Source organism: Microbacterium sp. 77mftsu3.1 (assembly GCF_900100525.1).
GTDB classification, from domain to species: domain Bacteria; phylum Actinomycetota; class Actinomycetes; order Actinomycetales; family Microbacteriaceae; genus Microbacterium; species Microbacterium aquilitoris.
Genome location: NZ_FNCR01000001.1, coordinates 762,573 through 777,164, shown reverse-complemented (window position 1 = coordinate 777,164; position 14,592 = coordinate 762,573). Strand labels below are relative to the sequence as shown.

Below are 14,592 nucleotides of genomic sequence, written 5' to 3'. Positions count from 1 at the left end.
GCTCCGCGGTACCCGCCTTCGCAAGGAACCCCGTGACACAGATCGATTACAGCGCCTTCGACACGCCCGGACGTGGTCGCGGACTCCTCGACGTCTTCGAGTACCGCTACCTGCTTCGGCTGCTGATCGGGAAGAGCACGGCGCTCCGCTACCGTAATTCCGTCCTCGGATGGTTCTGGTCGTATGTCCGACCGACGGTGCAGTTCCTCGTCTACTACATCGTCATCGGCGAGATCCTCCAGGTCCACAAGAACGTCCCTGCCTTCCCGCTGTACCTGTTCAGCGGGCTCGTGCTCGTGAACCTGTTCAACGAGACCCTCGGGGCCGCGACGCAGTCGATCGTGAGCAATCGCGCCCTGGTGCGCAAGATCTACCTCCCGCGCGAGCTCTTCCCGCTGGCGGCGATCATCGGCGCCTTCACGCACTTCCTCCCGCAGCTGGCCGTGCTCATCATCGTGAGCCTCCTGTTCGGATGGCTGCCGAGCTTCGCCGCCGTCGGGCTGGTCCTGCTCGGCATGCTGCTCGTCCTCCTCTTCGTGACCGGTCTCGGCCTCTTCTTCGCGGCGGTGAACGTCCGCTTCCGCGATGCGAGCAACACGGTCGACATCATCCGGACGATCGCGACGTGGTCCGTGCCCGTCCTCTACACGTGGGCGATGGTCTACCACCGGACCGAGAACTTCCGCTGGCTCTTCCACGTCTGGCTGTCCAACCCGCTCGCCGTCGCGGTGGAGATGTTCCACCACGCGTTCTGGGGGGCGCTCCCCGTCGTGAACGCCGCATCGCCGGTGCCCGACAACCTCGGGTGGCCGCCGCAGTTCGAGTGGCATGTCGTGGCCTCCGTCGGTGTCATCCTCGTGACGCTGTTCGCCGGTCAGTTCGTCTTCCGTCGCGCCGAGCGCACTTTCGCCCAGGACCTGTGATGTCGACTCGTAACGCCACCGAAGCTCAGCCCCGCATCATCGTCGAGCACGTCTCGAAGTGGTTCAACAAGCGCTCCGCGCGGTCGCTGAAGGACGCTTTCATCGGCGTCGTCAAGCGGCAGTCGACGCGCTCGCGCCAGTTCCAGGCACTGAACGACATCTCCTTCCAGATCGGGGAGGGCGAGTCCGTCGCAATCATGGGCCTCAACGGCTCGGGCAAGTCCACGACTCTGAAGCTCGTCTCCGGAGTCCTCGAGCCCGACGAAGGCCGCGTGTTCACGCGCGGACGTGTCGCCGGTCTCATCGAGGTCGGCGCCGGCTTCCACCCCGACCTCACGGGCCGCGAGAACGTCTTCCTGAACGCCGCCATCCTCGGGATGACCGAGAAGGAGACGAAGGAGCGCTACGACGAGATCGTCGAGTTCAGCGGCATCGGCGACTTCATCGAGCAGGAGGTCAAGCACTACTCCTCCGGCATGTTCATGCGCCTGGCCTTCAGCGTCGCGATCCACGTGGAGCTCGACGTCCTCCTCGTCGATGAGGTGCTGTCCGTCGGTGACGCGCCCTTCCGGGCGAAGTGCGAGGCGAAGCTGCGCGAACTGGCCGACCAGGGCGTCACGATGATGATCGTCAGTCACAGCAAGAACATCGTGAAGAACCTGTGCTCGCGCGGCGTCGTCATCCGCAAGGGCAACGTCGTGTTCGACGGTCCCATCGACGACGCCTTCGCCGAACTCGAACGGGGCTGATCCGCCGCGCGACCGTCCGGCTCAGCCGAGGAGGTCGCGCAGCGAGTCGCGCCATTCGCGCGGCGCGAAACCGGTGGCCTCGATCTTCGCGAGATCGAGCACCGACCAGCGCGGCCGTGGCGCCACGGGCCCCGTCGCCGAGGCGAAGTACTCGTCGGTGCTGACACCGGTGACCATGTCGCGATCGTGTCCCGTGAGCTCGAACACCTCGCCCGCGATCTCGGCCCACGAGGCGGGACCTCCCGCCCCCGTCAGGTTGTAGGTGCCGAACGGGGCGCCGGTCTCGACCAGGTGGCGGATGCCGCGGGCGATGTCGTCGGTGAAGGTCAGACGTCCGATCTGGTCGTCGACGACTGAGGGTGCGACGCCTCGCTCGGCGAGGGTCGCCATCGTGCGCACGAAGTTCTTGCCTTCGCCGATGACCCAGGACGTCCGGATGACGTAGTGGCGGGGGACGGTCGCGACGATGGCATCGGCTGCGGCCTTGGTCTGCCCGTACACGCCCAGGGGAGCGACCGGCGCGTCCTCGGCATAGGGGGCATCCGCTGCGCCGTCGAAGACGTAGTCGCTCGAGACGTGCACGAGCGTGATGCCGTTGTCGGTCGCGATCCGCGCGAGCTGCGAAACGGCGGAGACATTGCCCGCCCAGGCGCCGGCGCGATCGGTCTCGGCGGCGTCGACGGCCGTATAGGCGGCGGCGTTGACGATCGTGCCGTAGTCGCGCCACCGGCGTGCGTGGGAGAGGTCGCCCGTCAGGTCGAGCTCGGCTCGACCGGCGAAGTCGACGCTCGGGTCGCCGTCGTACGCGGCGCGCAGCGCGAGTCCGAGCTGACCGTTGGCGCCGACGACGAGCGTCTTTTTCGGCGGGATCGGGACGACGTCGGACAGCCTCGGGTGGGCCAGGTCCTTCGCGGAGATCTCCACCTCGGCCAGGGGGATCGGCCAGTCGATCGCCGCGGTCTCGTCGGCGAGGTTGAGGAACGAGTAGGACGCCTCCGGCGACCAGTGGTCGTTCACGAGGTACGTGTAGGCGGTGTCGGGCTCGAGGGTCTGGTACGAGTTGCCGACGCCGCGGGGGACGAAGATCGCCCGCGAGGGGTCGAGCTCGGCCGTGAACACGGTGCCGAAGGTGGGTCCCTCGCGCAGATCGACCCATGCTCCGAAGATGCGGCCGGTCGCGACGGAGACCCACTTGTCCCACGGTTCGGCATGGATGCCGCGGGTCGTCCCCACGGCGTCGTTGAATGAGATGTTGTTCTGCACGGGACCGAAGTCGGCGAGGCCGGCGGCGGTCATCTTCTCGCGCTGCCAGTTCTCCTTGAACCATCCGCGGCTGTCGCCGTGCACGGGAAGATCCCACAGGACGAGCCCGGGGATGCCGGTCTCGACGGGCGCGAGCGCTTTACCGAAATCCGTCACGCTCACTGACCCTTGCTGGCGTAGAAGGCCTCGACGCCGTCCTTGGCGGGCGCCCACCACGCCTCGTTCGCCCGGTACCAGTCGATCGTGGCGGCAAGACCCGCCTCGAAGTCGCGGTAGGTGGGCGACCAGCCGAGCTCGGTGCGGAGCTTGGTGGAGTCGATCGCGTAGCGGAGGTCGTGGCCGGCGCGGTCGGTGACGTGGTCGTACGCGTCGGGGGAGTGCCCCATGAGCTGGAGGATGAGCTCCACGACGGTCTTGTTGTCCTTTTCACCGTCGGCGCCGATGAGGTAGGTCTCGCCGATCTCACCCTTGTCGAGGATGGTCAGCACGGCGGAGGAGTGATCGTCGGCATGGATCCAGTCGCGGACGTTCTCGCCCTTGCCGTAGAGCTTGGGACGGATGCCGCGCAGCACATTCGTGATCTGTCGCGGGATGAACTTCTCGACGTGCTGGTACGGCCCGTAGTTGTTCGAGCAGTTGCTGATCGTCGCCCGGACCCCGAACGAGCGGACCCAGGCGCGCACGAGAAGGTCGCTGCCGGCCTTGGTGGACGAGTACGGCGACGACGGGTTGTACGGGGTGTGCTCCGTGAACCGCGCCGGGTCGTCGAGCTCGAGGTCGCCGTAGACCTCGTCGGTGGAGATGTGGTGCAGCCGGGTGTCGTGGCGACGAGCGGCCTCGAGCAGCGTGTACGTGCCGATGATGTTGGTGTCCAGGAACGGACGGGGATCGTGCAGCGAATTGTCGTTGTGGGACTCCGCGGCGTAGTGGACGACGGCATCCGCCTTCTCGAACAGTCCGTCCACGAGCTCGGCGTCGGCGATGTCACCGACGACCAGGTCGACCCGATCCTCGGGGAGCCCGGCCAGCGACGCCTCATTGCCGGCGTAGGTGAGCTTGTCGAGCACCGTCACGGTGTGATCGGTGTGCGCGACGACGTGGTGGACGAAGTTGGACCCGATGAAACCGGCGCCCCCGGTCACGAGAAGGTGTGCCATGGTCAGAAGCCCCTGTTCAGGATGTCGAGGAGATACGTGCCGTATCCGGATTTGACGAGTTTCTCGGCACGGGCGCGGAGCTCGTCGTCGGTGAGGAATCCCTGCCGCCACGCGACCTCTTCGGGCACCCCGATCTTCAGCCCCGTGCGGCGCTCCATCGTGCGGACGTACTCACCGGCATCCAGCATCTGATCGAACGTCCCCGTGTCGAGCCAGGCCGTGCCTCGCGGGAGCACCTGGACCTGCAGCTTGCCCGCGGCCAGGTAGGCGCTGTTGATGTCGGTGATCTCGTACTCGCCGCGCGGCGAGGGCTTCAGGTCCCTCGCGATCTGCACCACGTCGTTGTCGTAGAAGTAGAGCCCGGGCACCGCGTAGTTCGACTTCGGCTCCGCAGGCTTCTCCTCCAGGGAGATCGCGCGGCCGTCCTCGTCGAACTCGACCACGCCGTACGCCTGGGGCTCGCCCACGTAGTACGCGAACACCGCACCTCCGTCGACGTCGTCGAACCGGGCCAACTGCGATCCGAGGCCCGGACCGTAGAGCAGGTTGTCGCCCAGGACGAGCGCGACCTTGTCGTCGCCGATGTGGTCCGCGCCGATCGTGAACGCCTGGGCCAGCCCGTCCGGCGACGGTTGCTGAGCGAACGAGAGCCGTACTCCGAACTGCGACCCGTCCCCCAGGAGGCGCTCGAAATGCTCCGCGTCGTGCGGCGTCGTGATGATGAGGATGTCGCGGATGCCGGCCAGCATCAACGTCGACAGCGGGTAGTAGATCATCGGCTTGTCGTACACCGGGATCAGCTGCTTCGACACGCCCAATGTGATCGGGTGCAGTCGCGTCCCCGAACCCCCCGCGAGAATGATGCCCTTCATGGCACCCATCGTCCCATAGGGACACGGAGAACCCGGACGGCGAATCCTGGTCGGCGGCGGACCCGCCCCTAAAATGAACGGGTGATCAAGGTCTCCGTCGTCGTGCCCACGTACAAGACGTCCGTCGAGGGCCTCGCCCGACTCGTCGGCTCGCTCGAGCGGCAGACGATGCCGGCGTCGGAGTTCGAGGTGATCTTCGTCGACGACGGCTCCCCGGACGACACCCTGCAGCGCTTGCGGAAGCTCGCGGAGACGCACAGCAACGTCCGGGTCGAGGCGATCGAGAACTCAGGCTGGCCTTCCAAGCCCCGCAACGTCGGGATCGAGCTGGCCCAGGGTGAGTACATCGCGTTCATGGACCACGACGACGAGCTGTACCCGGACGCGCTCCGAGCGGCATACGAGTTCGGAGTCGCGAACAACGCCGACGCCGTCAACGGCAAGGAGGCGCGGACGACGTCGGCGTCGTGGGGGATGGGCACGTACGACGAGGACCGGCCGCAGTCCATCGGCCGGACGGACGTGCACCCGCTGATCCCGATGAACCCGCACAAGATGTACCGTCGCGCATTCCTCAACGAACACGGCATCCGGTTCATCGAGGGTGCCCGTGTGCTGTGGGAGGACATCTTCTTCAACGTCCTGGTCTCCCGCCACGCCCGCGTGATCTCGACGCTGACCTCCGTCCCCTACTACCACTGGGTGACGACCAAGGGGAGCGGGTCCTCGACCTTCGTCAAGCACGGCGAGGACTTCTGGCGGTGGCTGCCGCGGGTCTGCCAATCGATCATCGACGAGCTCCCTGGCGAGGAGAACCGCCTGCAGCGCGAGCAGCTCGAGCTGCACCAGTACGGCAACCGTCTCGTGGGCGTCTTCGATTCCAAGTACGTCACGCGCACGCCCAAGCAGCGGCGGTTCATGTTCGAGCAGGCGCAGAAGCTGCAGCGGGACTTCGACTTCGCGCGTCTCGAGGGACGCATGAACTCCTCCAAGCGGGTGCGCGCGGAGCTCCTCCGCGCCGATCGCCAGGACCTTCTCGAGGAGATCTGCGTCTCCGACGCCGCCGTTCCCGGGTGGGCGCGTGCGACCACGGTGGAGTGGCGGGGCGGCATCCTGCACGTCTCGAGCGACGTGACCTGGGCGGACTCCAAGGGGACCGTCCCCGCTCTGGTGAGGGACGGCGACCGGATCCGCAAGGGACTCCCGACCGAGGTCCGCGACCTCGTGAGCGCCGAGGCGACCGACATGACGGCCGACGTCGACGGGATCACCGTCTCGGGGCTCGTGCGCTCGCGTCGTTCGCGCATCGCCTGGGCGCTGCCCCTCGAGAGCGACGTGCGCGTCGAGGACCTTCCCGACGGCACCGTCCGCGTCTCGGCGACGGCGTCGTTCACCGTCGACCCCGCCGCGGCCGCCTCGGGCGCCCCGCTCGAGGAGGCCACGCACTGGGACCTCCACGTGCACGCTCGCTTCGGCAACAGCTCCACCGATCGTCCTCTGAAGTCGACGATCCCGGCCTCCGTCACGCTGACCGACGGCCGGCTGCACCTCGTCTACCCGAACGACAGCACGAACGCGACGATCATCCCCGGCGGCCAGCGTGAAGCGGTGCGTCGGTTGACGCCCGAGAGCGCCGCTCTCGTCGACGGCGACCTCGTGCTCGAGCTCGCGGGTCACCATGACGGCGCCGGCGAGGTGGAGACCGTCGTCGGCGTGTGGGCCGCGGGGGCGTCCAAGCTCTCCGATCGCCCGGCTCGCCTGCGCATCGCCGACGGCGCGGCGCAGCTCATCGTGCCCGGCGTCGGCGCCGGCACGATCGACGTCCGCGTCGGTGACCGCGCTCCGGGAGGGCCGGGCGCGTGGACCGTGCGTGCCGACAAGGACCGCCGCATCCTCGAGCGCAGCAGCCGACCGTCGACGGACTCGACCCCGGCGTCCAAGCCGGCGCCCGCCCCGACTCCGACCCCGACCCTGCGCCGCACCGTGGGCCGCGTCCTCCGCCGGTTCGGACTCCGGTGAGGGCGTCCGTCGCTCAGGGCCTCGCAGGCCCGGTGACGTAGAATCGGCAAAATGCCTGAACAGACAGCCCGTGGCGGCGAACCGACACCCCACGCGCCGGTTCCTCACGTGACCGGGAGTGCGACCATCGACGGCGACGTCGCCGAGATCATCGGGCAGCCCCTCCCGTGGGACGATCTCGCGGGTAAAACGGTGCTCGTGACCGGCGCGGCCGGGATGATCCCCGCCTACGCCGTCTACACGCTCCTCGGTCTCAACGATGTGCGGGATGCCGGGATCACGGTCCTCGCCCTCGTCCGCGACGTCGACAGGGCCCGCCGTCAGTTCGCGGACGCCGCCGACCGCGAAGATCTCCTCTTCGTCCGCGGTGACGTCCGCCACGCGATCGAGATCGACCGCCCCGTCGACCTCGTCATCCACGGCGCGTCGCCGGCTCGGCCGTCGCTCCACGCCGCGAGCCCGGTCGACACCATCCGCGCCAACGTCACCGGCACATTCGGGCTCCTCGACCTCTGCGTCGCGTCGCCGGGAGCGCGCTTCGTGCTGATGTCGTCCGCGGAGGTCTACGGCCAGCGGGTGTCCGACGGTTCGCTCGTCGCCGAGGACGAGTACGGCTCAGTCGACATCCTCAACCCGCGCGCCTCGTACACCGAAGGCAAGCGGGCCGCCGAGACGATCGCGGTGAGCTACCACGCGCAGCACGGCGTCCCCATCACGATCGCGCGCTTCGGCCACATCTACGGGCCCGGGATGGCCCTCGACGACGGACGCGTCCAGGCCGACTTCACCGCCGACGTGCTCGCGGGTCGGGACATCACGCTCAACAGCGACGGCAGTGCGCGGCGCACATACACGTACCTTGCCGACGCCGTCTCGGGGATGTTCGCTGCGATCCTCCAGGGCGAGGACACCGCCTACAACGTCTCCGACCGCGACGGCTTCATCAGCATCCGGGAACTGGCCGAGGCGTTCACCCGGGCACGGCCCGACAAGGACCTCACGGTGCGCTTCGCCGAGGGCGTCGACCACAGTCGCTACAACTCGGTGAAGGGTCAAGGGCTCGACGACACCCGCCTCCGCAGCCTCGGCTGGGCGCCCCACGTGGGACTCGGCCGCGGCCTGGACCGCACCATCGCATGGCACGAGGAGCGCGGAGAGGGGAACCGGTCGTGACCGACGCAGCTGTGCCCGCGGCATCCGTGGAACCCGTCGAGGCGGAGCAGGTCGTGCGACCGCGGCCGCCGTTCGACGTGACGGTCGACTCGCTGAGCTGGGAGCGCGCCAAGCTCACCATCCGCCTCAGCGTCGAGCAGGTCGGACCGTGGACCCCCCTCGAGCCCGAGTGGGGCGAGATCCCGCCGCCCGCCGTCGACTTCCGCCTCATCGACGGCAGGCGTCGCATCCCCGTGCCGTTCACAGAGGTGGCCCCCGGCTCGTTCGAGCTGCACGTCGACGTCCCGACGTTCCGCGACCGGCAGGCGATCCCCAACGGCACCTGGCGGATCGTGATGTTCGCCCACGGTGAGCGCGTCGCGCCCGCCCGTTTCGACGGACGATCCCTGCGCGAACTCGACGAAGGCTCACGGGTCTTCCTGTACGACGGCAACCGCGCCGTCACGACCGTGTCGTTCGGCATAGCGGAGAACTCGGTCGACCTCGAGCGCCTCGATTTCCTCATGCGGAGCTACCACCTGTTCCGCTCCCGTCCGAAGCCGAAGAAATTCCGGCCGATCAAGCGGCTCAAGGCCCTGCTGCTCGGTGCGCCCTCGAAGCAGCGCTACGCCGGGCTGATCTACCAGGCCATCACGCGCACCGTCGGGGTCAAGCCCGGCCGCATCCTCTTCGCCTCCGACCAGCGCGTCCGGATCGAGGGCAATCTCCGGCGCGTGCAGGAGCGCATCGTCGAGCGCGGGCTGCAGGACCGCTTCGACATGAAGTACTCGTTCCGGCTCCCCCGTTCGGGTGGGTGGGGGACGACCCTTCGGATCATCTACCTGCTGGCGACCAGCGAGATCGTCCTGCTCGACGACTACTTCGGCATCCTCAAGAGCCTGCGCATGGATCCACGGACCAAGGTCATCCAGCTCTGGCACGCCGGCAGCGGATTCAAATCCGTCGGCTACAGCCGTTTCGGCAATCTGGGATCGCCGAAATTGTGGCACCCGCACCGCCAGTACACCTTCGCCATCACGGGGTCGGAACACCTCCGACACGTGTACGCCGAGGCGTTCGGCATCGAAGAGGCCGCCGTCATCCCGACCGGCCTGCCGCGCGTGGACTGGTTCCTCGATCCGCAGCGCCGTGACCAGTTCCTCGAGGACTTCGCCGCCGAGTACCCGCAGATCGCCGGCAAGAAGGTCGTGCTGTTCGCGCCGACGTTCCGCGGCCGCTCGATCTACACCGCGTTCTACGACTACAGCCAGATCGACTTCGAGGCGCTCTACGACGCCTGCGGCGACGACACGGTCGTCCTCTTCCGCATGCACCACTTCGTCAAGAACCCGATCGAGATCCCCGAGCAGTACCGCGACCGGTTCTTCGACTTCACCCATTACCCCGATGGGCTGAACCTGCTGCACGCGACGGACGTGCTCATCACCGACTACTCGTCGATCATCTACGAGTTCTCGCTCCTCGACCGTCCCATGCTGTTCTTCGCTCCCGACCGGGTGAACTACGCCGCGACGCGAGGATTCCACCGGGACTACGGCGAGACCGCCCCCGGTCGCGTCGCGGACACCTTCGACGACGTGATCGACGCGCTCCGCACGGGGGAGTTCGAGCAGGAGAAGGTCGCCGAGTTCCGACGCCTCAACTTCGACCGGGTCGACACCGGTGCGGCCGATCGCGTCATCGACTGGCTGATCATCGGCAACCCCGACACCGAGAAGATCACCGAGAGCCCGGTGCCGACAGCGCAGTCCTCGTCCAACACCGCAGAGTCCAGTGAGAAGGACGTTCCAGAAGAGGAGATCGCGTGAACATCGCCATCATTTTCGCCGGCGGGATCGGTTCCCGCATGTCGTCGGCGACGTTGCCGAAGCAGTTCCTCGAGATCCACGGGACTCCGTTGATCGTGCACACGCTGCAGCACTTCCAGGACCACCCCGAGATCGACCGCATCGCGGTGTCGATCCTGCCCGAGTGGCGGGACCGGTTCGCGCGGCTGGTCGCACGGTACGAGCTCACGAAGGTGAACTGGATCGTCGACGGCGGCGCCACCGGCCAGGAGTCGCGCCACCGGGCGCTGCGGGCCGTGGCGAACGAGGCGCCCGCCGACACCGTCGTGCTGCTCCACGACGGCGTGCGTCCGCTCATCAACGCGGACGTCATCTCGGCGAACATCGAGACCGTCCGCGCCCACGGCCCCGCGATCACCAGCACGAAGTTCAACGAGACGATCATCACCTCCGCAGACGGCGCGGTCGACGAGGTCATCCCGCGCGACCACCTCTACGTCGCCCAGGCGCCGCAGAGCGGCCGGCTCGACACCGTCCTCGGCGTCTACGACCAGGCCGTCGCCGACGGGGAGAACGACTCCATCGACACCTGCAGCCTTCTCCGACGCTACGGGCACACCCTGTTCCGCGTGGACGGGCCCCGCTCGAACATCAAGATCACGACGGCGGAGGACTACTACATCTGCCGCGCGTTCTTCGACGTCATCGAGCGCAATCAGATCGGCGGCTGAGCCCGCTGAGGCGGGCTGTGACGCGGCGGGTCAGCCCGCCGCGTTGCGCATCGCGGCGACGTTGACGGTCACGATCTGACCCGTCAGATCGGATGCCGCCACGTTCAGGGTGACCCGCGCCACATCGGCGGGGTCGAGCAAGCTATCGAGGGGCTCCTCGCCGAAAGCCTGCGTCCGCATCGGCGTGCGCGTGCGCTGCGGGTTGATGCAGTTGATCCGCACCCGAGACAGCTCCCATTCCTCGGCCAGGGCCTGCGTGAGGTTCACGACGCCGGCCTTGGTCGCCGAGTAGGCGCTGTAGCCGGCCCGCCCGCGCGTGTACGAGCTCGACGTGAACAGGACGACCTGTCCGCCCGTCTCGGCGAGGTAGGGGTGGGCTTCGCGGGCCACGATGGCCGGCGCGATGAGGTTCACCTGGATCGTGTCCTTGAGGTCGCGCTTGCGGCTCTCGACGAGCGGCGCGATGCGCAGGACCCCGGCCGTGACGATGACGACGTCGATCCGGCCGCTGCGCTGATAGGCCTCTCCGAGCGCCGCACGGACGGCCTTGCCGGAGCGGATGTCGGTCCCCGTCGAGGACCGACTGAACTCGTGGACGGTGGCCCCGGCATCCGTCGCCTGCTGGACGATGCTCTCGCCGATGCCGTAACTGCCGCCAAAGACCACGACCGTCTTGCCCGAGAGGTCGGGGACGGTCGTCATGCTCTCGAGGGACAGGCTCGCCGACTGCAGCTGGAAGAGCTTGTCGGCGATGTGCACGTCGATCGGCTCGGTGACCTTCATGTTCTCGGCGGTCCCGTCCACGACGTAGATGGGGACCTCGGGAAGGTAGGCGAAGACGACACCGCAGTCGTCCGTCGCCCGGAAGGACGGGTCGGTCGCCGCGATCTCGTACGCCTTGCGGATGGTGCCGAGGCGGAAGGCCTGCGGCGTCTGGCCCCGTCGCAGCAAGGAGCGGTCCGGGATGCCGGTGATGAGACGGTCGGCATCCACCTGGATGATCGTGTCGGCCGAGGGGATCGCGGTGTCGACGGCTTCGTACGTGTCGAGCGCGCGCACGCAGTCCTCGATGATCCGGTCGTCGATGAAGGGACGGACGGCGTCGTGGAAGAGGACCTTCGTGTCGTCGCCCTCGAGCGCGGCGATCGCCAGCTGGGTCGTGTCGTTGCGGGTCTCGCCGCCGGGGAGGATGCGGGTCAGCTTCGCGAAGCGCTCGCTGTCGAGCAGATGATCGAGCTCGCCGATGGCTGCCGCGTTCATCATGATGACGATCTCGTCGATGTGCGGACTGCCCTCGAGGGCTTCGAGGGTGTGCTCGACGATCGCCTTGCCCGCGATCTTGATGAGCTGCTTCGGGATGCCGAGGCCCACCCGGACTCCGATGCCACCGGCCAGGACGACGGCGACAGTGCGGGGTGTGGTCACGGCGAGAGCTCCTCGTGAGTCGGTGCGGACGTGTGCTGACACGCCCGCACCATCCTATGCGAGGGCCCCTGCTCCTATGAGAGGGCGCCGGCTCGGCCGGGTCCGTCGATCCGGTCGAGCACCAGGCGGGCGATCCGGTCGGCGCACGGACGGGCGGTGGTCCCCTCGGACTCGGCGACCCAGCGACGCGCGAAGGCTGCGGCATCCGTCGCCTTCGCGGCACCCGCTTCGACTGCTGTCGCGAGCTCGTCGACCGTCGTGCAGACGGGGCCGGGCAGGTCGCGCCGGTAGTCGAGGTAGAAGTCGCGGGTCGCGAGGTACTCGTCGAGGTCGGGGGCGAGGAAGTACGTGGGGACCCCCCGCACCGCCGCCTCGAACAGCGTCGAGGAGTAGTCCGTGATGAAGACGTCGGCGACGGTCAGCATCTCCTGGGTCGAGAAGCCTTCGGCGGTGTCGACGTCGCTGCCGCGCAGGGTCATGAGGGGGTGCAGCTTCACGACGACGTGCACACCGACCGCCTCGAGGGCGGCGACGACGTCGTCGGGCGCGGCCATCGCGGTGTCCTCGATCCGGAAGGTCGGTGCGAAGACCGCGATCCTCGCGCCGCGCAGGTGCGGATGCCGGCGGTAGATGCGCTCGCGGGTCTGCCGGGTCAGCTCGTCGTCGCGCAGCCGGTCGACCCGGGGGAGCGGGGCCACGACGATGCGGCTGTCGTCCGTTCCGAAGGCCTCGGCGTAGGGCTCACGGCACGCGTCGCCGCTGGCGAGCACGAGGTCGTAGCCCGCGTGCATCCGCATCGCGTTGGCCAGCCGCTCGTCGCGCCCCTCGCCCGTGCCGAGGATGCTGAGTCCGAACTTCTTGAACGCGCCGAGGGCGTGCCAGATCTGGATGACGACGAGGTCGTCCTTGTGGCGCAGCATGCTCGCCACCATCGAATAGGTGTCGACGATCAGGACCCGAGCGGTCGCTACGTGGAACAGCTGAACGAGCAGGTGTGCGGCGTAGCCGAGCTTTCTCACGAGTCCGGGTGGCACCATCCTGACGAGCGAGACGACCCTGACGGTGGGTTCCATCTCGGCGATCGCGGTGCGCAGATCGATGAAGTCGTCGGTCTCCTCGGGGTGCTCGCGGCTGATCATGACGACCTTGCGGCGCGTGGGCAGCAGCTTCAGCGGTGCGTAGCAGGCGCGCAGGGCGGTGCGCAGCACGTGCGCGGCGAGCAGGTGACGACCGACGGGACCGTCGATGCGCGTGGGCTGCACGGGCGGATCGTCGAGCAGCTTCGGGCGCTCGTCGACCTGACGCGGGGTGAGGATCATCTCGCGCACGATGCGCTCGGTGGAGTGGCCGTCGCAGGCGGACATGAAGCGCTCGCGGAACGCCTCGAGGTCGTCGCCGGCACGGGCGTCGCGGATCGCGGCCGCCAGATCGGCGCCGTCGGTCACGAGCGGGCCGGCGAGGTAGTCCTCGAACGGGTGGTAGAACGATCGTTCGGCGGCGTACACCTCGACGTCGGGGCAGAAGAACACCATGGGCCGACCGAGCAACGAGAATTCGAAGATGGCCGAGGAGTAGTCGGTGATGAGGACGTCGGCCGCCATCATCAGCTCGTTGAGCTCGCGCTCCGCGGAGACGTCGATGATCCGCTCGTGCGAGGGGATGTCCGCGCCCTTGCGAGCGACGAAGGGGTGCAGCTTGACGAGGACGACCCACTCCTCGCCGAGGTCGTCCGGAAGCTCTGACCACGGGACCGCGTCGATGTCGTAGTGGGCGCTGAGCTGCCCGTTGCCGCGGAAGGTGGGGGCGAAGACCGCGACGCGCTGGTCGGGACGGATGCCGAGCCGCGCCCGTACGTCCCGACGGCTGCGCTCGATCAGCTCGGTGTCGAAGAACACGTCCGTCCGGGGGACTCCGAGTGCGTGCACGCGGGCGACATCCATCGCGAACGCCTCGGCGTAGTCGGGGCGGATCGCCTCGGAGCTGACGGTCGCATCCGTGTAGTTGCGGTGCGCGACGGAGCCGGGCAGGGGTCCGCCCGGGAGGCCGGCCCGGCTCCATCCGACCTTCTTGTACGCGCCGGCGGCGTGCCAGACCTGCAGCAGGCGGGTCTCAGGCCTCAGATGAAGGGGGTAGATCATCGGGTAGTAGTCGTCGAGCACGATCGTCTGCGCCCGGGCGAGCTCCCACGGCAGGCGCAGCGAGTCCCGCAGCGGACGGCGGTCGGCGAGGCCGGCTTTGAAGATCCCCACGATGCGGGCGTCGGGTCGCTGTCGGCGGATCTCGTCGCGCAGGAACGCGATGTTGCCGGAGAAGTCCGTGCGGGAATCCGACAGGAAGAGGGTGCGGCCCTCCCGCACGCGGACGAGCCGGGACGCGACCGCGTAGAGAGCGATCCACAGCCCGAACCGCCACCTCTGCAGGAAGGCGTTCCCTCGCAGACGCCTGCGAAGCAATCGCACGGATGAACCTCCTGGATCGTGGCGGGTATCGGTC

General features: G+C 68.2%; 11 protein-coding genes. 6 read left to right on the top strand and 5 right to left on the bottom strand.

What is annotated here, in order from left to right; genetic code table 11:
• Positions 1–32 precede the first annotated feature (32 nt).
• Together BLR68_RS03970 and BLR68_RS03965 are read left to right on the top strand one after the other, a co-directional pair.
• Positions 33–923, top strand: a complete 891-nt coding sequence (locus BLR68_RS03970) for an ABC transporter permease (protein WP_026303043.1) — start codon at positions 33–35, stop codon at positions 921–923.
• Positions 923–1,672: an ABC transporter ATP-binding protein gene (locus BLR68_RS03965; RefSeq protein ID WP_018188746.1), complete on the top strand. Its 750-nt coding sequence runs from the start codon at positions 923–925 to the stop codon at positions 1,670–1,672. The genes BLR68_RS03970 and BLR68_RS03965 overlap by 1 nt, the downstream gene beginning before the upstream one ends.
• A gap of 21 nt (positions 1,673–1,693) precedes the next feature.
• On the opposite strand, the gene BLR68_RS03960 is transcribed toward BLR68_RS03965, so the two are convergent.
• Genes BLR68_RS03960 through rfbA form a run of 3 tightly spaced genes read right to left on the bottom strand, consistent with a single transcriptional unit; the run spans position 1,694 to position 4,964 of the window.
• Complete coding sequence (locus BLR68_RS03960; RefSeq protein ID WP_018188745.1) at positions 1,694–3,097, bottom strand: sugar nucleotide-binding protein; 1,404 nt, start codon at positions 3,095–3,097, stop codon at positions 1,694–1,696.
• Positions 3,094–4,092 (bottom strand): dTDP-glucose 4,6-dehydratase, encoded by a 999-nt coding sequence (gene rfbB, locus BLR68_RS03955; RefSeq protein ID WP_018188744.1) that lies wholly within the window; start codon positions 4,090–4,092, stop codon positions 3,094–3,096. The genes BLR68_RS03960 and rfbB overlap by 4 nt, the downstream gene beginning before the upstream one ends.
• Positions 4,093–4,094: 2 nt before the next feature.
• Complete coding sequence (gene rfbA / locus BLR68_RS03950) at positions 4,095–4,964, bottom strand: glucose-1-phosphate thymidylyltransferase RfbA (RefSeq protein ID WP_018188743.1); 870 nt, start codon at positions 4,962–4,964, stop codon at positions 4,095–4,097.
• An 81-nt stretch (positions 4,965–5,045) separates the two neighbouring features.
• Here rfbA and BLR68_RS03945 point away from each other — a divergent pair, with 81 nt between their 5' ends.
• Genes BLR68_RS03945 through BLR68_RS03930 form a run of 4 tightly spaced genes read left to right on the top strand, consistent with a single transcriptional unit; the run spans position 5,046 to position 10,674 of the window.
• Positions 5,046–6,983: a glycosyltransferase family 2 protein gene (locus BLR68_RS03945; protein WP_018188742.1), complete on the top strand. Its 1,938-nt coding sequence runs from the start codon at positions 5,046–5,048 to the stop codon at positions 6,981–6,983.
• Between the two features lie 51 nt (positions 6,984–7,034).
• Positions 7,035–8,156: an NAD-dependent epimerase/dehydratase family protein gene (locus BLR68_RS03940; RefSeq protein WP_256335308.1), complete on the top strand. Its 1,122-nt coding sequence runs from the start codon at positions 7,035–7,037 to the stop codon at positions 8,154–8,156.
• Complete coding sequence (locus tag BLR68_RS03935) at positions 8,153–9,964, top strand: CDP-glycerol glycerophosphotransferase family protein (protein ID WP_018188740.1); 1,812 nt, start codon at positions 8,153–8,155, stop codon at positions 9,962–9,964. Before BLR68_RS03940 ends, BLR68_RS03935 begins: the two co-directional genes overlap by 4 nt.
• The gene (locus BLR68_RS03930; protein WP_018188739.1) at positions 9,961–10,674 is read left to right on the top strand and encodes an IspD/TarI family cytidylyltransferase; all 714 of its coding nucleotides are present in this window, start codon (positions 9,961–9,963) and stop codon (positions 10,672–10,674) included. Before BLR68_RS03935 ends, BLR68_RS03930 begins: the two co-directional genes overlap by 4 nt.
• Before the next feature lie 30 nt (positions 10,675–10,704).
• Here the strand turns inward: BLR68_RS03930 and BLR68_RS03925 are convergent, their stop codons facing one another.
• Positions 10,705–12,099 (bottom strand): bifunctional cytidylyltransferase/SDR family oxidoreductase, encoded by a 1,395-nt coding sequence (locus tag BLR68_RS03925; RefSeq protein WP_018188738.1) that lies wholly within the window; start codon positions 12,097–12,099, stop codon positions 10,705–10,707.
• 74 nt (positions 12,100–12,173) lie between these two features.
• Positions 12,174–14,558 (bottom strand): CDP-glycerol glycerophosphotransferase family protein, encoded by a 2,385-nt coding sequence (locus tag BLR68_RS03920; protein WP_026303041.1) that lies wholly within the window; start codon positions 14,556–14,558, stop codon positions 12,174–12,176.
• Positions 14,559–14,592 lie beyond the last annotated feature (34 nt).

Coding starts and splice junctions, on each gene's coding strand:
- BLR68_RS03965 (WP_018188746.1), top strand. CDS start 923: ATGTCGACTCGTAACGCCACCGAAGCTCAGCCCCGCATCATCGTCGAG.
- rfbB (WP_018188744.1), bottom strand. CDS start 4,092: ATGGCACACCTTCTCGTGACCGGGGGCGCCGGTTTCATCGGGTCCAAC.
- rfbA (WP_018188743.1), bottom strand. CDS start 4,964: ATGAAGGGCATCATTCTCGCGGGGGGTTCGGGGACGCGACTGCACCCG.
- BLR68_RS03940 (WP_256335308.1), top strand. CDS start 7,035: ATGCCTGAACAGACAGCCCGTGGCGGCGAACCGACACCCCACGCGCCG.